Source organism: uncultured Granulicatella sp., assembly GCF_963521425.1.
In the GTDB taxonomy this organism is placed as follows: Bacteria; Bacillota; Bacilli; order Lactobacillales; family Aerococcaceae; genus Granulicatella.
Genome location: NZ_CAUQUN010000013.1, coordinates 27,186 through 49,459 on the forward strand (window position 1 = coordinate 27,186; position 22,274 = coordinate 49,459).

Annotated in this window: 20 protein-coding genes and 1 pseudogene; all 21 read right to left on the reverse strand. The window is 33.0% G+C overall.

Going from position 1 to position 22,274, the window contains the following annotated elements:
• Window positions 1-114 precede the first annotated feature (114 nt).
• Window positions 115-594 carry a transcription elongation factor GreA gene (gene greA, locus RWO76_RS04820; protein ID WP_314354544.1) on the reverse strand — a complete coding sequence of 160 codons (480 nt, stop codon included), beginning with the start codon at window positions 592-594 and terminating at the stop codon, window positions 115-117.
• Between the two features lie 100 nt (window positions 595-694).
• Window positions 695-1,324, reverse strand: coding sequence for a uridine kinase (udk, locus tag RWO76_RS04825; protein ID WP_006702827.1), 630 nt, complete (start codon window positions 1,322-1,324; stop codon window positions 695-697).
• 3 nt (window positions 1,325-1,327) lie between these two features.
• Window positions 1,328-2,470, reverse strand: coding sequence for an endolytic transglycosylase MltG (gene mltG, locus RWO76_RS04830; RefSeq protein ID WP_314354545.1), 1,143 nt, complete (start codon window positions 2,468-2,470; stop codon window positions 1,328-1,330).
• A 587-nt stretch (window positions 2,471-3,057) separates the two neighbouring features.
• Window positions 3,058-3,357, reverse strand: a complete 300-nt coding sequence (locus RWO76_RS04835; RefSeq protein ID WP_314354546.1) for a DUF1292 domain-containing protein — start codon at window positions 3,355-3,357, stop codon at window positions 3,058-3,060.
• A gap of 15 nt (window positions 3,358-3,372) precedes the next feature.
• Window positions 3,373-3,795, reverse strand: a complete 423-nt coding sequence (gene ruvX, locus RWO76_RS04840; RefSeq protein ID WP_314354547.1) for a Holliday junction resolvase RuvX — start codon at window positions 3,793-3,795, stop codon at window positions 3,373-3,375.
• Window positions 3,795-4,061 carry an IreB family regulatory phosphoprotein gene (locus tag RWO76_RS04845; RefSeq protein WP_006702831.1) on the reverse strand — a complete coding sequence of 89 codons (267 nt, stop codon included), beginning with the start codon at window positions 4,059-4,061 and terminating at the stop codon, window positions 3,795-3,797. Before RWO76_RS04845 ends, ruvX begins: the two co-directional genes overlap by 1 nt.
• Before the next feature lie 130 nt (window positions 4,062-4,191).
• The gene (gene alaS, locus RWO76_RS04850; RefSeq protein WP_314354548.1) at window positions 4,192-6,837 is read right to left on the reverse strand and encodes an alanine--tRNA ligase; all 2,646 of its coding nucleotides are present in this window, start codon (window positions 6,835-6,837) and stop codon (window positions 4,192-4,194) included.
• 305 nt (window positions 6,838-7,142) lie between these two features.
• The gene (locus RWO76_RS04855) at window positions 7,143-8,054 is read right to left on the reverse strand and encodes an Rpn family recombination-promoting nuclease/putative transposase (protein ID WP_314354549.1); all 912 of its coding nucleotides are present in this window, start codon (window positions 8,052-8,054) and stop codon (window positions 7,143-7,145) included.
• 341 nt (window positions 8,055-8,395) lie between these two features.
• The gene (locus tag RWO76_RS04860) at window positions 8,396-8,851 is read right to left on the reverse strand and encodes an 8-oxo-dGTP diphosphatase (RefSeq protein WP_314354550.1); all 456 of its coding nucleotides are present in this window, start codon (window positions 8,849-8,851) and stop codon (window positions 8,396-8,398) included.
• Window positions 8,852-8,974: 123 nt separating this feature from the next.
• Window positions 8,975-9,409: a peptide-methionine (R)-S-oxide reductase MsrB gene (gene msrB, locus RWO76_RS04865; protein ID WP_227931537.1), complete on the reverse strand. Its 435-nt coding sequence runs from the start codon at window positions 9,407-9,409 to the stop codon at window positions 8,975-8,977.
• An 11-nt stretch (window positions 9,410-9,420) separates the two neighbouring features.
• Window positions 9,421-11,397 carry a DNA mismatch repair endonuclease MutL gene (mutL, locus tag RWO76_RS04870; protein ID WP_314354551.1) on the reverse strand — a complete coding sequence of 659 codons (1,977 nt, stop codon included), beginning with the start codon at window positions 11,395-11,397 and terminating at the stop codon, window positions 9,421-9,423.
• Between the two features lie 4 nt (window positions 11,398-11,401).
• Entirely contained in the window at window positions 11,402-14,020 is a 2,619-nt protein-coding gene (mutS, locus tag RWO76_RS04875) for a DNA mismatch repair protein MutS (RefSeq protein ID WP_314354552.1), read from the reverse strand.
• A gap of 20 nt (window positions 14,021-14,040) precedes the next feature.
• Window positions 14,041-14,838: a TIGR00282 family metallophosphoesterase gene (locus tag RWO76_RS04880; protein ID WP_314354553.1), complete on the reverse strand. Its 798-nt coding sequence runs from the start codon at window positions 14,836-14,838 to the stop codon at window positions 14,041-14,043.
• A 145-nt stretch (window positions 14,839-14,983) separates the two neighbouring features.
• Window positions 14,984-15,313 carry an AzlD domain-containing protein gene (locus RWO76_RS04885; protein WP_314354554.1) on the reverse strand — a complete coding sequence of 110 codons (330 nt, stop codon included), beginning with the start codon at window positions 15,311-15,313 and terminating at the stop codon, window positions 14,984-14,986.
• The gene (locus RWO76_RS04890; protein ID WP_314354555.1) at window positions 15,310-16,011 is read right to left on the reverse strand and encodes an AzlC family ABC transporter permease; all 702 of its coding nucleotides are present in this window, start codon (window positions 16,009-16,011) and stop codon (window positions 15,310-15,312) included. Before RWO76_RS04890 ends, RWO76_RS04885 begins: the two co-directional genes overlap by 4 nt.
• 359 nt (window positions 16,012-16,370) lie before the next feature.
• Window positions 16,371-17,480 carry a glycosyltransferase gene (locus RWO76_RS04895; protein WP_314354556.1) on the reverse strand — a complete coding sequence of 370 codons (1,110 nt, stop codon included), beginning with the start codon at window positions 17,478-17,480 and terminating at the stop codon, window positions 16,371-16,373.
• Window positions 17,477-19,033, reverse strand: coding sequence for a transporter (locus tag RWO76_RS04900; RefSeq protein WP_314354557.1), 1,557 nt, complete (start codon window positions 19,031-19,033; stop codon window positions 17,477-17,479). The genes RWO76_RS04895 and RWO76_RS04900 overlap by 4 nt, the downstream gene beginning before the upstream one ends.
• A gap of 9 nt (window positions 19,034-19,042) precedes the next feature.
• Window positions 19,043-20,005: a capsular polysaccharide synthesis protein gene (locus tag RWO76_RS04905; protein ID WP_314354558.1), complete on the reverse strand. Its 963-nt coding sequence runs from the start codon at window positions 20,003-20,005 to the stop codon at window positions 19,043-19,045.
• Between the two features lie 3 nt (window positions 20,006-20,008).
• Complete coding sequence (locus RWO76_RS04910; RefSeq protein ID WP_314354559.1) at window positions 20,009-21,004, reverse strand: galactofuranosyltransferase; 996 nt, start codon at window positions 21,002-21,004, stop codon at window positions 20,009-20,011.
• 1 nt (window position 21,005) lies between these two features.
• Window positions 21,006-21,980 carry a glycosyltransferase gene (locus RWO76_RS04915; RefSeq protein WP_314354560.1) on the reverse strand — a complete coding sequence of 325 codons (975 nt, stop codon included), beginning with the start codon at window positions 21,978-21,980 and terminating at the stop codon, window positions 21,006-21,008.
• A gap of 13 nt (window positions 21,981-21,993) precedes the next feature.
• Window positions 21,994-22,274 (reverse strand): annotated as a pseudogene (locus RWO76_RS04920) (glycosyltransferase family 2 protein); the annotation flags it as partial.

Below are 22,274 nucleotides of genomic sequence, written 5' to 3' on the forward strand. Positions count from 1 at the left end.
CCTTTCTCTTAAGTATTAAGTTGATTATAACACATTTGACTAAAGAGTACATATTGTATAAAAATCAAAAAACTGTAAGAGAAATCTCCTCTCTTACAGTTTATAAAAAAATTCTTATACCGATTCAATTTTAGTAATTCTTACTTTCATATCTCCACCAGGAGTTTGGATGACAACTTCGTCATTTAATTTCTTACCAATGATTCCTTTAGCAATTGGAGAATCATTTGAAATTTTCCCTTCGATTGGATTTGCTTCTGCACTACCAACAATTATATAAGACTCTTCTTCACCATCCGGTAATTCAATAAAAGTAATTTTACGTCCTAAAGAAACGACATCTTTTTCGACATTATTATCATCAATAATTTCAGCAAAACGAATCATTTTTTCAAGAGTTGTAATTCTTCCTTCAACAAATGCTTGTTCATCTTTAGCTGATTCGTACTCTGAATTTTCAGATAAGTCGCCATAACTACGAGCAATTTTAATACGCTCAACAATTTCTTTACGTTTTACTACTTTTAATTCTTCCAATTCAGCTTCTAATTTTGCTTTTCCTTCAAGCGTCATTGGATATAATTTCTCAGTCATTTGGCTTCTCCCTCTTTTCCATTTTACTGTTTTGACAGTGGTAAAAACATACCATTTTATGAAGAAGATTGCAAGCTTTATTTATAAATTTCTGAGAAATTTATGTTAAATCACTTAAAATAGATGCTATTTTCGTTGTCATTAAGTCAATTGCTACAACATTGGAGCCACCTTCAGGAATAATAATGTCTGCGAATTTTTTAGTTGGCTCAATAAACTGATGATACATCGGTTTTACAACTGTTACATATTGATGAATAATAGAATCAAGCGTTCTACCACGCTCAACCATATCTCGTTTAATACGACGAATAATTCGAATATCATCATCTGTATCTACATATACTTTAATATCCATTAAATCACGTAAACGTTCATCTTCCAAAATTAAGATTCCCTCAATTAAGATAACATCTTTTGGTTCTTGATGAATGGTTTGATTACTTCTCGTATGATTTTCATAGTCATAAACTGGTTCATCAATGGATTCAAAATTGATTAATTTATTCATATGTTCAATTAACAAATCAGTATCAAACGCAAATGGATGGTCATAGTTCGTTTTTAAACGTTCTTCAAAAGGCATATCACTTTGATCTTTATAATAGAAGTCTTGATCAATTTTTACAATACTTAATTCTGGAAAGTGTTCCAAAATTTTTCTACTAACAGTAGTTTTACCACTACCAGAACCACCAGTCACTCCAATAACAATCGGCTTCTTTTTCATAAGTTACTCCTTATCAACGTATTTGGCTTTTAATGCTAAGTGTTCATCATATGTTTTTGCAAAATAAACTTCTTTTGTTTGAATATCTGCAACAAAATATTCGTAATCTGTTTGAGCTGGATCAATAGCTGCTAAAATTGCTTCTTCACTTGGACTATTAAACGGTCCTGGTCCCAAACCTCTGTACTTGTATAAATTATATGGAGAATTTACTTCTAAATCTTTTAATGTTACCACTTCTTTATGCTCTCCTAAAGCATATAGTACAGAAATATCTGTTTGTAACATCATATTCTTTTTAATACGATTGTAAAATACACTTGCAATCTTTTGACGGTCTTCTAATTTATAACCTTCTTTTTCTACTAAAGAAGCCATCGTTAAAATTTCATGAACATTATAATCTCCTTGAGAAATTTTTGCATAATATTTCGACAAGACACTGTCTGTTTTAGCAACCATTTCTTCAATAATCATTTGTAATGTTTTATTTTCATCTGCCTCATAAGTTGCAGGGAATAAATATCCTTCTAAGAAATAACGAACATTTTGAGCTTTTTGAGCATCTTTAAATAATCGAGGAAATTTTTGTACCAATTGGTCAATAAATCCTTGTTCCTGTACTTTATTCATAAAGTCTTCTTTAGAATATTTCGTAGATTTTTCTACTTCTTCTGCAATTCCTGTTAATGTTTCACCTTCACGCACGACTACTTTAGCAACATTAGCAGATTTATCTTTACCACCGTCTGCTAATTCTCCTAAAATTTGATCAATATCCATAGATGGAGACAATTGATAAAATCCTGCTTTAAATCCAGCTACATTTTTAAATTTAATATAAAAATTAAAAATTTTCGAATTACGAATCAATTTATTGTCTTCTAAAATTTTGGAAATTTGTTTAACCGAAGAGCCTGCTGGAATTTCTACTTCAACTGTTTGAGTTTGTTTTGTATCTACTGGTTTTAAAGCATTCGAAATATAATAATATCCATATGCTCCTCCACCAAGAATAACTACTGTAAGTATCAACGCAAATAATCTTACAATATTTCGTGTTAATTTAGATTCTTTCTTTCGGATAGCTCTAATTTCTTCATTTTCATAACTGAAGCCTACTTTAAAACGGTCCTTTTGTGACATATAATTCCTCCTTTTAACTTCGTTGTCATTATACATGAATTCATATAACAATTGAAGACTAGGAGTTCTACAATTATGTTACAAATTCTAACTACGAGACTTATACAAGCAAAATAGACTTAACACAGACAGGAAAGCTGGCTGCTTGCGTCCTTCGCTACATCAAGTCAAGACCCATCATTCAAACGCTCTCTCATATACACACGTCCACAAGAATAGACTTGTTGCAGTAGCAGAAGTAAATGTAGCTTAAAAAGCTACATTTACAGGAAAAATCGAGACTGAGGCACGATTTTTAGCCATGAGATTTGCTTCTGAAGCTGCTGGAGTCCTTGCTACTTCAGGAAAGTCCAATCATTTAAACGCCCTCTCATAAACACACGTCCAGCGAAATGGACTTGACGACGTAGCGTTAGTACTAGAAGCCATACCGGCTTCTAGTACAGGAAATTTCGAGACCTTAGGCTCAAAATTTAGGCATGAGACCGAAGGGCTACTGCCGTCCTCCGCTACTCAAGTCAAGTCCAATTTCGCCCCATAAAAGGAAAGAAGACACCAAATAGCATCCTATCAGGTGTCTTCTCATATCATTCTTCTTCTTCTTCATCTAAGAAAGTATTTAAAACTTCCTCAATCATATCCCATTCTTCATCAGTTTCGATAGGAAGTAAGTCGCCTTCAGTACCATCTTCAGCTTCAACATATGAAAATGCTTGAAGTTCAACTTCTTCTCCTTCAGGAATTCCTGCTGGGTATACTAAAACATATGATTTACCAAAATCTTCTGAATCGAAAGTAAATAATACCTCGTGTAAGACTTCATTTCCTTCTTCATCAATAATTGTAATATGTTCATGTCCATCATGCTCATGTGTATGTTCTGTCATTTTGTTTCCTCTTTTCTATTTGATATTTGAATCTAAATAATTTTGTAAAATGATAACGGCTGCTAACTTATCAATGACTTCTTTTCTCTTTTTACGAGAAACATTCGCCTCCTCAACAAGCATTCTTTCTGCTTGCATAGTTGTTAACCGTTCATCGTGAAAAACAATTGGGATTTCTAATCGTTTTTCTAAACTTCTACCATACTTTTGTGAAGCTTCTGCTCTTGGTCCAGCTGTATTATTCATGTTTTTCGGCATACCGATAACAATCTTTTCAACTTCGTATTCTTTAACCAATTCCACCACACGGTTAAAACCAAATTCACTTGCAGCTTCATTAATCGCAATCGTTTCAACACCTTGAGCAGTCCAACCTAATGGGTCACTAATCGCAACTCCAACCGTTTTACTGCCGACATCTAATCCCATTACTCTCATTAACAATCTCTACCTGTCGAACGAATATAATGGCGGATTAATTCTTCGATAATTTCATCACGCTCGTGACGTCTTACTAGATTTCTAGCATCTCGATGTCGAGGAATATAAGCTGGATCTCCAGATAATAAGTACCCAACAATTTGGTTCACTGCACTATAACCTTTTTCGTTTAATGCATCATAAACAATTGTTAGTGTTTCTTGTACCGTTTTTTCATCTTTATCATGAAAGTTAAATAGAACTGTTTCATCCATTGAACTCATATTAACACCTCATTTCTTTGTATCTTCATTCTACTAGATTTTTCATAAAACTACAATCAATTCGATAGAGATTAAACTTTCCTTAAAAAAATGAAGTAGAATGGATAACATCCTACTCCATTATAAACTATTAAGCTTGAGCTAAGAATTCTTCTACGGCTTTTAACGCTGCTGGAATACCTGCTGGATTTTTACCACCCGCTTGAGCCATATCTGGACGGCCACCACCGCCACCTTGGATATGTGAAGCAATGGCTTTAATAATATCTCCTGCTTTAATTCCTTTTTCATTCGCATCTTTAGATACTGCAGCTAATAAATTCGCTTTTTCACCTTCATTTGTAGCAACTACAAATACATCGCTTGCTGCTTTTTGTCTCCAAGTATCCGCTAATTGACGTAATTCATTCATATCTTTGTTTGGTAAGTGAACTGTAATAAATGAATAGTTACCTGCTGTAGAAACAGATTCGAATAAGTCTGCTACTTCAGATTTCATTAATTTAGCTTTTAAAGCAGCAATTTCATGTTGCGCTTCTTTTAATTCTTGTTGTAAGTGAGAAACTCGTTCTGGAGTGCTATCTAATTGAACTGCTTTAACATCACTTGCAATTTGTTTTAATAACAATTCATGTTTAGCTAATAACTCAAATGCTTCTTGACTTGTAACAGCTTCAATACGGCGAACTCCCGCACCAATACCAGATTCAGAAATAATCTTGAATAGACCAATTTCTTGAGTATTTGAAACGTGAACACCACCACATAATTCAATAGACCAGTTTGCAATGTTTACCATACGAACTTTATTACCATATTTTTCACCGAATAAAGCCATTGCGCCTAATTTTTTCGCTTCTTCTAATGTAGTTTCAATAGTCACTACGTCTAAAGCTGCCCAAATTTTTTCATTTACAATACGTTCCATTTCAGCTAATTCTTCAGCTGTTACTTGTCCAAAATGACTAAAGTCAAAACGTAAGTAACCTGGAGCTACTAATGAACCTGCTTGGTTAGCATGTGTTCCTAATACTTCTTTTAATGCTTGGTGTAATAAGTGAGTTGCTGTGTGGTTTTTAATTAATTTAGCACGTTCTTGTTGATCCACTTCTAATACATACGTTGAGTTTAATTGCATTGGAGCAACAACATCAATTGTATGTAATGGCTGACCATTTGGAGCTTTTTTCACTTGAACGACAGTTGCAACCACTTGACCTGATTCATCTTTAATTACACCATGGTCAGATAATTGACCACCCATTTCTGCATAGAATGGCGTTTGATCAAAGACAACTTGTACTCTTGTATCTTCTGAAGCTGATTCTACTAATTCATCTTCAAATACAATAGCTTTTAATACTCCATTATCTGTAGTACGATCATATCCAACAAATGAGCTTTCTACAGTAATATCACGTAAAACAGCTGATTGAACATTCATAGAAGTTTCAGTATTACGAGCTGCACGAGCACGTTCTTTTTGTGCTTTCATTTCAGCTTGGAATCCTTCTTCATCCACTTCATATCCATTATCACTAGCATATTCTAATGTTAATTCATAAGGGAATCCATAAGTATCATATAGTTTAAAGGCATTTTCACCTGATAAAACTGTTTGATTTTGCTCTTTCATTTCAGCAAATACTGTTTCTAAAATTGCAAGTCCATCATGAATGGTTTCTTGGAAACGATTTTCTTCATTTGCAATGACTTTTTGAATGAACTCCATATTTTCAGTTACTTCTGGATAGTAGCTATGCATAATACTTGCAACAGTTGGAACTAATTTAGTTAAGAATGAACCTTGAATCCCTAAACGTTGACCATGCATTACTGAGCGACGAATTAAACGACGGATAATATATCCACGTCCTTCATTTGAAGGTAATGCACCATCACCAATCGCAAAGCTTACTGCACGAATATGGTCAGCAATAACTTTAAATGAAACATCTAATTCTTTTGAAGCATTATATTTTTTACCATCACTTAATTGTTCTAATTGTTGAATAATTGGCATGAATAAATCTGTTTCAAAGTTCGTTGGAGTATCTTGAATAACAGAAACTACACGCTCTAATCCCATCCCCGTATCGACGTTTTTATGAGGTAATGGAGGATAAGTTCCATCTGGCATATGGTTAAATTGAGAGAATACTAAGTTCCAAATTTCTAAATAACGTTCGTTTTCTCCTCCTGGATAATTTTCAGGATCATCTTCTGCTAATGTTTGATATTTTTCACCACGATCATAGAAAATCTCAGTATCTGGTCCACATGGTCCAGCTCCGATATCCCAGAAGTTATCTTCTACAGGAATAATATGATCTTCTGGTAATCCCACTTTTTCCATCCATAAATATTTTGTTTCAGGATCTTTTGGGTAATAGGTTACATATAAACGATTTGGGTCTAATGCTAACCATTTTTCACTAGTTAAAAATTCCCAAGCCCATGGAATTACTTCTTCTTTAAAGTAATCACCGATAGAGAAGTTTCCCATCATTTCAAATAATGTATGGTGTCTTGCTGTATGACCTACATTCTCAATATCATTTGTACGAATACTCTTTTGAGCATTTGTAATTCTTGGAACTTCTGGTGTTTCTGTTCCATCAAAATATTTTTTTAAAGTAGCTACCCCTGAGTTAATCCATAATAGTGTTGGATCATTAACAGGAATTAAACTTGCACTTGGATGTACCTTATGCCCTTTCTCTTGGAAGAAATCAAGATACATTTGACGAATTTCGCTACTAGATAATTTTTTCATCTTTACCATCCTTTTCGTTTATTATAAAAAAATAAAAACTGCCCCATTGTTACAAGGGCGTCTACCACGCGGTACCACCTTGCTTACAATGAAACAGCATTTCATCCTCATTCATTCCGATAACGCGGGAAGCGTCTGTATTTCTACAAAAATCCAATCAGGAGCATAAATTTTGTGGTCTTTTTCACCGGCTAGACCTCTCTACTGTTAAAATTCTTTTATCTGACTGGCAATACTCATTTAGTATAAGAAAATCTCTAACATTTGTCAATTATTTCAGTAAAAACGTTATACTAAATCAGATGCTATAAATAGGATTCTAATGTTGGAACTGAAATGTTTAATTGTTTTGCCCCTACTTCCTTCGTCAGTATTCCATTTTTAATTAAATCTACTATAGTTTCAATCCTACCTTGCTGTAATCCTTGTTCTAATCCTTGCTGTAGTCCTTGTCTTAAAGCTTCTTCTTTTTGATATTCTACAGTCGCCAAATGTCCATAATATGCTTGAAGGTATCTTGTTCTTTCATCTAACATGGCTTTTTCCTCCTTTGTCCATCCGACTGGGTTAATGATTTGATCTGCTTGTTTCAGTATTGTCTCAGGATTTTGTGTATAAGGTTTATTCCCAAAAAACTCAATCCATCGAACTTTACGATAGTGTTGTATATCTGTATTATGATATTTTTCCAATTCTAAAAATACCATTCGTACAAGATTTCTCTTTTCGTCAATTCCTTTAAAGTGTACTTTTAATTCTTCACTCGTAGTATCATCTCTTAAACTAAACGAATGAATCATTCTTTCGTCATCAAAAAATCTTTTTTGCATAATGGCAATTGTATATACTGGAAGCATTTCTTCAGCTAACCTATGCGTTTGTGCGCCATCTTTTTTATACATATCTAAATTCCTAGAGACTTGTTCACATAGATATAACCATAAACGCTTGATAAAGTCAATTTGAAATGCTACTTGAATTTCGATAATGACTTGAGTTCCATCTTGTAAGGCAGCTAAGACATCAATACTTGTCATATAAGTCAAAAAGTCTTCAAATTGTTGTTCATGTATTTGTGTACCATCTAGTATAGTGACTGTTTGTACAGGCAAATCAAGAATATCTCGAATAAACTGTGCTGTTATTTCTGTATTACTAAACACTTTTTTTGCAATCAAATCCATCATTGGCCTTGCATCTTTAATCCGTTCTTCCATATTATAACACCCTTTCTATTTTCATGAAGAAAAATCGAACTTTCTCTTCACTATATAGATACGATAAAAAGTTTTAAAAAATATTTTTTTGAACGGATTGTTATAAAAAAATCTAATCTGTAGTATACATATAAGCGGAAGTCTTCATCCTAAACGCACACTCATTCCCATACGGAAAAACGGAGAAAGACTTCCCATAGTAGCATCCATAATAGTAGCCGAAACTCGGCTACTATTATTAGGAAATTTCGAGACCCAGGCTCGAAATTTAGCAATGAAACCCAAAGGGTTTGCTTGCGTCCTATGCTACTATTTTTGGAAGTCTTTCGTAGTATTCTATCCTACTTCAATTCCGGAATATACTCCTCATCCCCATAATTGAAAAATAATTCAGTAGGTCCCTTTTGTTCAAAAATGTCTAACATTTGATCCAAATGCCACAATGGTTCTCGCTTCTTCAAATCTTCTAAAGAAATCCAAAACATATCTCCTTCAGAAGAAGAACAAAGTTCACCGGTGTAATGACTTGTCTTGTATAAAAAAACAATATAACGTGTTCCATCTGGTCGAATCCAATCTTTAATTCCACAAAATTCTAGCTGACTAATCGTCAGCCCTGTTTCTTCTTTAATTTCTCTAATAGTCGAATCAACAATGGATTCCATTGGTTCAACATGACCTCCAGGGAAAATTAATCCTTGTGCATAACTCAAATTTTTCTCTTGCACTAAAACATTACCCTCTTGGTCATAAATCATACACATATTCGTCAATTCAGTATGAACGGTACGACTCATTTACTCACTCTCTTTCTCTTTATTAGAAAAATTTGAGACCAAGGCTCAAATTTTAGGCATAAGACCGCGGGGCTGCTGCCGTCCATTGCTACTATATTTGGAAGACTTCCGTAGTCTTCCTCTTTAAAAATATTGAAGAAATTCTCCATATCCTTCTTTTTCTAAATCTGCTTTTGGAATAAATCTTAATGCAGCAGAGTTAATACAATAACGTAATCCCCCTAATTCTTCAGGACCATCTGGGAATACATGACCTAGGTGAGAATCCGCTTTTTGACTACGAACTTCTGTACGAACACGATTTAATTTATGGTCTTCTTTTTCTGTTAATGTTGTATTTTGAATCGGTCTTGAAAATGATGGCCACCCACAACCTGCATCAAATTTATCTTTTGAACTAAATAATGGTTCACCACTCACTACATCTACATAAATACCTTCTTCAAAAAATTCATCATACTCTCCTGAAAAAGGACGTTCTGTTGCTTCATTTTGTGTCACTTCATATTGAATTTCTGTTAAACGTTGTTTTAATGCTTCTTTTGAAAAATCTGACATTTTTCATCCTCCTAATCTTCAAACTTCCACTTTGATTGATGTGGATCTTGAATTCGTTTAAATAATTTTTCCAAATCTTTATTGCTTAAATGAACTAATACCGGTCTACCATGAGGGCAATTATACGGATTTTTACATTTTGCTAAATCTACTAATAATTGTTCTGCTTCGATCGTTGTTAAACGATGATTCGCCTTAATCGAACCTTTACAACTCATCATAATAGCTGTAGCCTTACGCAGTTGAGCAACAGTCACTTTTTGATTCGAGAGAACTAAATCAATAATTTCCTCAATGATTTCTTTTTCTTCTCCCTGTTTAATCCAACTAGGGTGGGATTGAATTTGAAACGTATGCGTTCCAAATGGTTCGATTTCAATACCAAATTCTTGAATCATTTCTAAGGACTCTTGTAATTTGAGCGCTTCTTTCTTCGAAAATTCCATGACAATCGGAATCATTAAGGATTGACTCACTGGCGCCACTTCTCCAATAGAAACTTTAAAAATTTCATATTTAATCCGTTCTTGAGCAGCATGTTGGTCAATCATGTATAACCCTTTTTCATTTTGCGCAAATAAATACGTCCCGTGCATTTGTCCAAAATAATGTAATTCTGGAAAATCAGTTTCAAAATTTTCTTCATCTAAAACTTGAGATAATTTCCAATAATTCGCTTTTTCTTGGTGAAAATCTATACGACAATCTTCACAGCCTTCTTTGTTATGAACCGTTATTTGAACTGGAATTTCCTCTGTTAGTTCTTCAGAAGTTTCTCCCTCAGATGGACTCTCTTCAGTTTCGAAAGGTAGCTCTTCAGAACTTGTATACAAAGAAGGCTCCTCCTCTTTTATCCACTCGCTAGTAGTTTCAACTCGAATAGACGGTTGAACAGGTTTTAAATCAAAGTTCAATGTTTCTTGTTCTACAACTGGTCGAGCAGTTGTAGATTCCGTTGATTTACGTTTAAATGGTAAATCTTCCAATGATTCAGGAATTCGTTGGACTCCTTGAATTGCCTCATGGAGCGCTTTTTGAATAAGTGCTGAAAGTTCCACCTCTTTACTAATACGCACTTCTTGCTTAGTTGGATGCACATTGACATCGACTAATTGGAAATCCATTTCAATATCAATCACTGTAATTGGAAAACGTCCCACCATTAAAGTAGAACCATATCCTGCCACAATTGCTTTAGAAATGGCAATATTACGAATCGAACGTCCATTGATAAAAATCGAAATATAATTTCGATTGGATCTTGTTAATTCTGGCAAAGAAGTATAGCCACTGACTTTAAAATCATCATCTTCCCCACTAAACGCTAACATTTTACGAGCGTTAGTAGGACCTAAATTACCTGCAATCGCTTGACGTAAGTCACCATTACCTGCAGTTCGAATTAATTCATTTTCTTCATTTCTTAAAATAATCGAAATTTCTGGATGACTCAAAGAAATTTTACTAACAACATCAGTAATATGAGCAATTTCTGTTTGAAGTGTGCGAACAAATTTCAAACGAGCAGGTGTATTATAAAATAAATCTGAAACTTCAATGGTCGTCCCTTTTAACGGAGGTACTTGAGTTTCTTCTACAATAGTTCCTGATTCAACTTTTAACTGAGTTCCCACTTTTTCTCCTGTTGAAGTCGTTACAGTCACTTTTGAAACTGCTGTAATACTCGCTAAAGCCTCTCCTCTGAATCCTAATGTTTTAATGCGAAATAATTGTTCCGGTGAATAAATTTTACTGGTCGTATGACGGCGAATCGATAAGACGGCATCTTCACGACTCATCCCTGAACCATTATCAGTAATTCGAATCAGTTTTAATCCTGCTTCTTCAATGTCAATGACAATTCTTGTACTGCCAGCATCTACCGCATTTTCCAATAATTCTTTGACAACAGATGACGGTCGTTCAATGACTTCCCCTGCTGCAATCTGATTGGTTAATAAAGCACTTAATTCTTTAATTTTCCCCATAGACTCACCCTTTCAGTCTTGTTTGCCATTGGTCGATAAATTGTAACGCTTGAAGTGGCGTTAAATTCATCACTCGAACGGATTTTATCTCCTCTAATACTTCTTGGTCGAGATTACTTGTAAATAAATCCAATTGTTCAGATTCGACACGTGGAACTTCAACCGTAGCTTTATTTTCTACAACTTCCAATTCAGCCTCTGCTACTGGAGCATTTTCTTGAAGATTCACATTCGCTTGCGAATTGGTTTCTAAAATATTTAAAATATTTTCCGCATGACTTAATAATGATGACGGTAATCCAGCTAATTTAGCGACATGAATTCCGTAACTCTTATCCGCTGGACCTTCCATAATTTTATGAAGGAAGACCACTTCGCCATCTTTTTCAATCGCACCAACATGAACATTTTTTAAATCTTCATACGTATCACTTAAAGCTGTTAATTCATGATAATGAGTTGAGAAAAGGACTTTCGCAGTTAAATGTTCATGAATATATCCAATAATGGCATGAGCAAGAGCCATCCCGTCATAGGTAGCTGTTCCTCTTCCGATTTCATCAAATAATAATAAACTTGTTGGATCAGCTTGACGTAATGCCGTATTTGTTTCCATCATTTCTACCATGAAGGTACTTTGACCAGAAATTAAGTCATCCGCTGCTCCAATTCGTGTAAAGATTTTTGTGAAAATTGGAATTTTTGCACTTGTCGCAGGAACAAAGCAACCAATTTGAGATAGAATCACACAAAGCGCCAACTGTCTCATATACGTTGATTTTCCAGACATATTTGGTCCTGTAATTAGTAAAATATGATCTTCCGGCGTCATTTGAATCGAATTAGGAACATAGCTAGAACGTCCCATCACCTTTTCAACAACTGGGTGTCGACCATCGATAATTTCTAAGGAACGATCCATTAATGAAATCGTAGGTCTTGTTAATTGATACGCTTCACTTACGGTGCTAAACGACTGCAATACATCAATCGTTGCTACTGCTTTTGCTAATTCTTGTAATTGCTCCGTATAAGTTTTCACTTCTTCACGAACAGCCACAAATAATTCATATTCTAGTAAACTTGATTTCTCTTCAGCTTCTAAAATCAACGCTTCTTTTTCTTTTAATTCAGGTGTAATAAAACGTTCTGCATTACTTAATGTTTGTTTTCGTTCATAACGACTATCATCTAATTGAGAAAGATTCGCTTTTGTTACTTCAATATAATACCCAAAAACTTTATTATAACTAATTTTTAAGGACTTAATTCCTGTAGCTTCTCGCTCTGTTTGTTGTAATTGAGCAATCCATTCTTTCCCATGTGCCATCGTTTCACGATAAAGGTCTAGTTTTTCATGATAGCCTTTTTTAATAATATTTCCATCTGATAAAGATACCGGAGCATCTTCATCAATCGCTCTTTCAATACGCTCATATAATTCTGGAATCGCATGTAATTGTTGTTTTAACTTTTGCCACTTCGGATGATTCAAACTATCTGCAATCGCTCTAAAAACAGGAACTTTCGCTAATGTTTGTTTTAATTGTAATAAATCTCTTGCGTTAGCAGTCCCAAATGAAACTTTCCCAACAATTCGCTCTAAATCATATACACCTTTTAACGCTTCAATAAAATCTATCCGTTCAAAATAATGTTGCGTCAAACTTTCTACTAAATCATGTCGTTCTTCAATATCAGTTTGAAGAACTAATGGTTTTTCAATCCATTGCTTTAATAAACGAGCACCCATCGCTGTTTGAGTTTCATCTAAGAACCAATAAAGTGAACCTTGTTTTTGCTGTGTACGAATCGTACTCGTTAACTCTAAGTTTCTTTTCGCTTCATAATTCATGAATAAATAAAAATCTCGTTCATAATAGCTCGCTTTTTGAAGGTGGGTAAAACTTTTCTTTTGAGTTTTCGCTAAATAAGATAATAAACCTTCCAGCACTTCATAAACATCTTCCTGTTCGATATCTTCTAGTAACGCATCAAAACTTCCTTTTTGAATTTCTTCAATTGGTAAGGTAGATAATAAAATATCAAAATACAGGCACATTTCTTCTAATGCTTCCGAAGAAAAATCTCCAACTTTTACTAATTCTCTCGTTTTTAAACTTGAACATTCACTACGAACTTCTTCCATTGATTGGACACAAGTCCCTTTTAATTCCCCTGTTGCAACATCGACATAGCCTAAAGCATAAGAATCTTGCTCCAATGGTTTCAATGCTACTAAATAGTTATTGGCATGTTGTTGAGAATACTCCGTATACGTCCCTGGCGTTAAAACTTGGACAACATCTCTTTTGACCATCCCTTTAGTCAATTTAGGATCTTCTAATTGCTCACAAATGGCGACTTTCTTTCCGTATTCAATTAATGTTCGAATATATTCTTTAGCAGAATGATGAGGAACTCCACACATCGGAATTGGATCTTCTGCATTTTTATTTCGACTGGTTAATGTAATTTCTAATAGACGAGCAGCTTCTAGCGCATCATCGTAAAATAATTCATAAAAATCTCCCAAACGATAAAACAATAAACAATCCGGATATTGTTCCTTAATTGAAAAATATTGTTCCATCATGGGCGTTCTCTTCGTTTTTTGAGGCATTCGTAAAATTTTCTCCTTTACTATTCCATAAATGGTTGATCTGGTGAGATTTTAATGGGTAAAATTTTCTTCACTTTTCCAGTTGTATCATCGCATTCAATAAAACAAGCGGATAATTGAATCTCATCAGGATCAGATACTTCGAATCGTGTTGGTAATTGGTTTAAAAATTTACCAATAATCGCTTCTCTTTCCATTCCTAAAATTCCATTATAAGGCCCTGTCATTCCAACATCACACATGACCGCCGTTCCCTGAGGCAAAATACGAGCATCATTCGTTTGAACATGAGTATGGGTTCCAATTACTGCACTTACTTTTCCATCTAAATACCAACCCATTGCTTGTTTTTCACTTGTTACTTCTGCATGAAAATCCACAAAAATAATAGGCGTTCTCTTACGAGCTGTTTCAATGAGTGTCTGAATGACTTGAAATGGATCATCTAATGTATTCATAAAGACACGACCTTGTAAGTTAATCACACAAACTTCCACTTGATTACACTTTACAAATACCATACCTTGCCCAGGAACTCCTACTGGATAATTCGCTGGACGAACCATCTTTTTAGCATCATCAATAAATTCAAAAATATCACGATTATCAAAAGCATGGTTTCCTAATGTCACAACATCTGCACCAGCCTGTAATAATTGCTTATAAATTTTCTCGGTAATGCCCTTTCCGTTCGCAGCATTTTCCCCATTGACAATCGTTACTTGAGGTTTATATTTTTTCTTTAATTTTGGTAAATAATCTTCAATAGCTTGACGACCTGGAGCACCAACAACGTCTCCAACAAATAATAACTTCATGTGACTCCTCTTTCTATTTCATCTTCTATTAGTGTAACAACAAATGTTTTGAAATGATAGTGTTTTGCTAAAAGAAATTCGAATAGAATGCAAAAAACTCCTAAAGTCTTATAAAGACTTTAGAAGCTTTCATTACCTTTTACATTTAAGCAAATACTACTTGAATTAAAATCATATATATCATCGTTGGAACAAAGATGCTTAATAAAGTATTTTGTTTCCACCAATGTAAAACTACTACACAAGCAATACTAATGAGTTCTGCTGCACCAAATGGAGCTTGTGTCCAAGCTACATCTTTGACACAGTAAATAACCAATGTCGTCATAATGGCTTTAGGCAATACTTGAGCAATAAATTGCAAGCGAGGGGGTAATACATCATGATGACGAAACATCACATAGGGGAATAATCTTAATCCGAATGTTACAATCGTTGCTACCATCATGCTTAAAAAAATCATTATTGGTGTCATTTCGATACTCCCTCCTTCAATGTATGTTTCATATTTCTTTCAAAAATAAGCATTAATAAAATTACAGTACAAGCTAAGCTTGGTAATAAGAAATATTTTGGTCCAACTGTAATTAACCAAAATAATGCACTACTTCCACCGATTAAGAATGGATAATAACGATCACTTTGCATGATTTGATTCACAACAATTAACACGAATAATGCTGTCATTGAAAAATCAATTCCTTTTGCAGAAAATGGAATAAAGTTCCCAGCGATAACACCAACCATCGTCCCGAATACCCAGTACACATGATTTAAAAAGGCAAGATAAACGTGAACATTATCAGAATAAGTTCCCTCTTCTTGCTTCATCCCCACCATAACTGAAAATGTTTCATCGGATAAGGCAAAGATTAAATAAAAAGCCTTCCACCCTAATCGTTTAAATAATTCAATAAAACTAATTCCATAAAACATCATACGTGCATTAATGAGTAAAGTCATAATAGCAATCATTCCAAGTCCTAAACCGGCATTCATAAAGCTGACAATGGCAAATTGCATTGAGCCAGCATACATAAAAATACTAGAAAAAATTGCCCACCAACCTGAGTAACCATCTTGAACCATTAAAATGGCAAATGCAATTCCTAAAAATAAATAGCCAAAGAAAATTGGTAATGATAATTTAAATGCTTGTTTCCACTCTTTCATTCCTTAACTCCTTTTCATTCATATACAAATGACAGTGTACCTAATCTTCTACTAGCTTGCAACTAATACGTAATAAAATACAAGAAGAAAAAGTTTTTTGTATGTGAGGCCGCCAGCAGCCCTTGCAGGTCTCATGGCTAAAAATCGAGCCGTGGTCTCGATTTTCACCTGCAATAGAAGCCACATCTTGGCTTCTATTGCTTTCGCTACAAAAAGATTTTTCTGCTTTCTTTTATACTGTATTTACGTTTCTTCACTGATTAAATTTTTAATCCTTATAAACACTACTAAAAAATGCTTGCTCACGATATCGTAAACAAGCATTCAACAATATAGATATTCTTTTCTGTTTCACTTCATCAATTCTTAAACAAGTTTTCTAAATTTCTAGTAGCAGATTCAATCTCATATCCTGCCTCATCAAGTTTCTTCCTCACTTTTTCTGTATCCAGTTCTCGACTATGACGAACGGATAAAATTTTATCCGCCCAGTTTTCTAGTGAGTCATTTAAAGATAAACAATTGTCGAAATTCTCTAAAATTTTCGCATCTGGCAAATGACTCGCTGTTACAACAGGAAGTCCATTAGCCTGCGCTTCAATTAATACAATGGGTAAACCTTCAAAATTAGATGGGAAGAAGAAGACATCTAGTAAATTTAACATTTCACCGACATTTGTTTTCAAACCTGTAAAAATAACTTTATCTGCTACTCCATATTGTTCAGCCAAATTTTGTAAAAAAGAAGTATCTCCTCCTCCGATAAAGACTAAGCGAGAATTTGGTTCTTTTTTGACAATTTCAGAAAACACCTTTACACAAAAACTTTGATTCTTTGCCTTCTCATATAATCGAGAAACTTGCCCTACAACAAAACAATTTTCTGGAATATCATATTCTTTTCGAAGTTGAATTTTTTTTTCTTCATCATATAAAAACTTTTCTATCTCAATGGCATTATGAATCACTAAAGCTTTACCTCGTTCTCGACCATGATAAAAATGGTTTAGCGCTTCTATTCCACACGCCCAAAAATCAGTCGCATATTTTCCAACGAAGAACCGATTGATAGGGTGAATAAAACGATAAAATTTATCGGCTGTAGCACAATGTCCATGAACAATTCTTTTTTCAATTCCATATTTCTTTGCTAATTTTAAAAATTCAAGATGAGTCAAACCATTTTGATTCGACCATAAAATATCATAACGATGAGCATTTTCTTTAAAGAAACGATCCCATTCTTTTAACGCTTGTTTAATATGTGGTCTTAGCTTAGGAATTCGATGAAAAACAATAGGATTTCGACAAAGTGACTTAAAATGATCACTAAATTTAACATCTTCAGAACCTTGTAGTAGAAACTCCAGTTTAAATTCGTTGGTATCAATATGATTATAAAAATCTACCACAATTTTTTCTAGTCCACCGATATCTGGAACTAAACCACAAACTAATATTCGTTTCATATTTTTACCACCTTATTTTTTAACTTTAATACTTTTTGAATCATTAATATAATTTGTTTTCCACCTTCATGATTTCTAAACACGAAAACATATACACACAACAGTACTAAATAAAGGACAATTTTTACAACGATGCTCCAGATAAAATCCATTGTCGTAAACACAAATAATTCTAACAAGCTAATACATAGAATACTTAATCCTTCTACGAAAAAATGTTGTATCATCGTTTTAAAATATTCTTTTGAGGAAGCTTTCAATCCATACTTAAATACACTATAAGGTTCGTACCATGTACAAGTTAGTATTGTGGATCCAATTGTTCCTAATAATATTCCAGCAACTCCTATATCTAAAATTGCTAAAAAATACAGTGAAAGAATTATATTTAATAGAATTTCTACTATAACTTTTTTATTTTGTTCATAACTTAAGCCATACACTGAAATCATCACTAAAATCGGTCTTCTATAAAAGGTTAAGAAAAAGTGAAGGACAATTAGAATTTCAATGGTACGATTAAATAAAAAACTCTCTCCTAACCAGATTGTTATAAACGGATGAATAAATAATAGATATCCCATACTCGCAAAATAAATCATACTAAAAGCAATAAATTGAAATTTTTTTAAAAACTGTATCTTATCTTCTACTGTTCTATCTTCTGAATGAACTAAATTTCCAACAGAAGAAACGACCGAATTAATAGCCGTATTTAAAATCATTGAAACAAATCCTAAAACATAAGTATAATTCCCATAAAGCCCAATCGTTGCTAAACTAATAAATTTCGCCATTAAAATACTATCCGTTTGAAAAACAACCGTTTCTCCAACACTTCCAAGGATATTTCCTTTAATATTCCGAATAAATTTTTCTCTTTCTTCTTGATTAATAGGAGTTATTTCTTCGCTATATAAATATCCATATAGACGATCTACCGTCTGTGACATTAAAATATTTCCAGTAATATTCATAATAATGCTAATGAGCAAATAGAAAATATAATTATGAGTTAAAACTACGACTGCGATTTGCAATAATACTCGCAAAGTGTTTAATACAAAATCAATTAACGTCATCACATAATTTCGCTGGTCAACATACAACAATGTCCGTTTGTATGAGAAAAAATAACTGGAACCGGCATTAAATACAAATAAAAAATAAATCCAATAGACTTCGCGATTAATCGTATAATCCTTAATCAAATGTGGAAGAAATAAGGATAATATAGTTCCTAGTATAAAAATAGATACACCAATGATTCGATATAATTTTTTAAAAAGAATCATAAAAGCATTCACTTTTCCATGTTCTTCTCTCACTAATGGTGCATATAGAGCATAACTTATAGCTCCAGCTACTCCCAATTCTGCTAAAGACAAAATCGATACTAAACTAGATAAATAATTGCTTAATCCTAAATAAGTAATTCCAAGAATATTCACAAAAACTGTTCGGTTAACAAATCCAAGAATTACCTGAAAAGGTTGAAGCGCAAGAGCTATACTCGTATTCAAAGTGGCAAATTCTGTTCTACTTTTTTTCATGCATTCCCTCTATTCATTTAATTCTCCATGGAAGAGTTTATGTAAATAACTATTAGGAATTAACTCTTCTTTATTAATTTTATAAGTTATTTTCATAATTGGTGTGTTTTTTAACACTTCTCTCCATTCATTTTCATCAAAAGGATCATTCGCATGATTTCTTAAAAACCATACTCCCTCAGCAAAAGCTAAGATTGGTAGCCCATCGACTAATGTACTAAATTCATCATTACACTTATATTCGGACAAAATAAAGTAATCCATCATCAAATAATGAATGAATATTGGATATTTACGAACATAGTAAATGTATAAATCTCGAATATGTTTGAAATATGTTTTCCCTTTTTTCCCTGCTAAAAAGAAACCTGACCATTTAAAATCACCAATAGCTCGTTCTATTTTATTCGCGTTTAAAGGTGGATGATTCAAACTAAAAAAATCACCTTCAAACATTTCTAAAGTTGCATAAGGAGAGACAAATAAAGTTGCATCCATCCATATTCCACCATATTGGTATAACAAACTAAACCGAATAATATCTGAATAATGTGCAGCTGATAATTCTTTTTTCTTGTATTTTTCTGTAATATCTTTTGGAATATTAATGAAATCCGCAAGATTTTCATCCGTTAATAAATGTAATTCACAACCATTTCTTTTAGCAAAGTCTTTAATTGTCTTCAGTGAAGCTTTTACCGTATCAGGTATTTGTGCTTCTCCCTGTTGCCACATTGTCCAAATGATTTTTGGAAACTCTGTGTCAACTTCTTCGTTCTCATTACTCAATTCATCTATTTGAGCTTCTTTACGTAATTTCAATACAAAATCTAAAAGAATTTTTTTATGAAAATCATAGAACTTTGTCTCAGATTGTTGCGCAAGATAATAAACTACTGTCTGCTTAACTCCATAATATTTTACGATTTGACAATATCGAATGATTTTTTCTCGTAATGTTTGTAGTTTCATAGGTTACAAGTTCCTTTCACATTTTTCTAAAGCTGTTTTTAGAAAAATACCATTACGAATTTTTTTTCCAATTCTTTTACTATTTTTAATTAGCGCTTGATAGTCTTCTTCTGAAAGAGAATCTAAAGATTCTGAAATTTCAAATATTGAATCAACTATAATTCCACATTGATTCTTTCTGACAAAATCAGCTAAAGCAGATTGGCTCCATACAACAATTGGAAACCCTGAAGCTAAATAAAGAGAAGCTTTATGCGGATTATTCATCTTTAAATATTCTCCATACATTCCACTACAAGTATAAGGACTATCCCCATCCCAAACTAAACCAAAGCCACCTTGAAGGTGATGAGAAAGTTCATCAGGAGAAAAAGCGCCTTTATAATGAACATTCAAAGGAAGATTCTTTTCTTCGAAGTTGATTCCATAAATGAAAAATTCAGGGCTTTCAGGTAGTTGTCTTGCATATTTTGTTTTCCGAATGTCAAAATTTCCTGCAACGATAACTGTATTCTTCTCATAAGTTGTCTTGTCTTCATAATGAGGAATGACATAATCAAACATTTCTAATGTAACAACCTTCTCCTCTTCTATTCCTAATCGCACAAGTTCTACTTTCATCTTATCATTATGAGCAATAATACCATCTACTTTTTCCAGTACTGTTTTATTTTGTAAAAAATAAATAATGGAATGTTTAAACTCTTTAAATGTCTTTATCTTTCTATTTCTAAGTGATTCTATATCATGGATGAGTAAATAAGCTTTGAACTTTCTATTTTTCAAAAATCTCCTTAAAATTTGTTTTTTTAACGACTGCCATAATAATGGAAATTGAAGAACGATTATATCATCTTTTGTCAAAGTAACATTATTTGAATGATTATTTAAGAAAAAAGGTTGATATCCTGCTTCTACCATTATTTTTTCAGCATCTAATCTAGCTTTAGATCCTGCATGTTTAGCTTCAGCATATCTTTCTTTTAAATAATAGTTCATGCTACTTCATCCCTTTCCATAATCCTTTTATAATATATTTTTCAAATCTCCATTGAATCGCTCCAACAACTCTTGAAATGAAGACAATATTTTGTGGGAATAATCGATAAGCTCTCATTAAAAATGAAGGGCTTGAACTTTTAGCGTATCGATTCAAATATTCCACATATTTCTCTTGATATGGATTTCCCTCGAATATATGATAATCGACAACATGCATCAAGACTAAATGGAACAAACGACGATGAATGTATGGTAGTAGCTCTACATCTCCTTCATATAATTGTTCGACTTTATCACATATTGTAAATAAATCTAAATTTTTCAAATTAAATTCTCGATTCATAATACTACCTTGTCGTACACGGTAATAATATCCTATATAATCGATTTTCACCATTCTACGAATCTGTTTTAAGATTCCAATTCCACCATAAACATCTTCATAAAATAAACCTTCTAAAAATGGAAAATTGAGAATTACTTCTCTTCGAAATAATTTAGCAACTGCATTCAAACGAACAATATTATCTCTACATAAAGAAACTAAAGCTTCTTTAGTATTCCCTTGAAAAATAATTTTTACATTTTCTGGTGAAGATATTAATATTTCTTTTTGATCATTTGTATACCAACACTCTACAATATCAATATCATCTAAGGTAACCTGTTTTATCAATTGTTCCAACATATCTTCTTTAAGAACATCATCACTGTCTACAAAAGTGATGAATTCACCGTGGGATTCGCTCATACCACGGTTTCTTGCACCACTTAATCCTTTATTTTCTTGATTGATTAAATGAAAACGACTGTCCTGCCTACAAAATCTCTCACAAATTTCTTTCGAAGCATCTGTTGATCCATCGTTGACTAATATTACTTCAAAATTAGTATAAGTTTGATTTTGGATACTTTCTAAACATTCTTCTAAATACTCTTCAACATTATAAACAGGTACAATGACACTAATCATATATAGCCTCCTATTAAATTTTCCATTTTTTTCGAATGTCTAAATATCTTAAATACAAAGGATAATATAAACTAAAAAAATATTTTGGTGAGTACCTATACCATCTTAATAATTTACTGGAATTGAAAATATCCGATGATTCTTTAGCTGTTTCAGCATATTTATGAATTGCATCAATATATAACTGATAGTAGGGATGTCCAATTCTTATACGATACTTTTTAAAATGACCAATACCGACTAAAAATAACATATTCCCTACATAAGGTAACCAATTATCTTCTCTAAATTCCT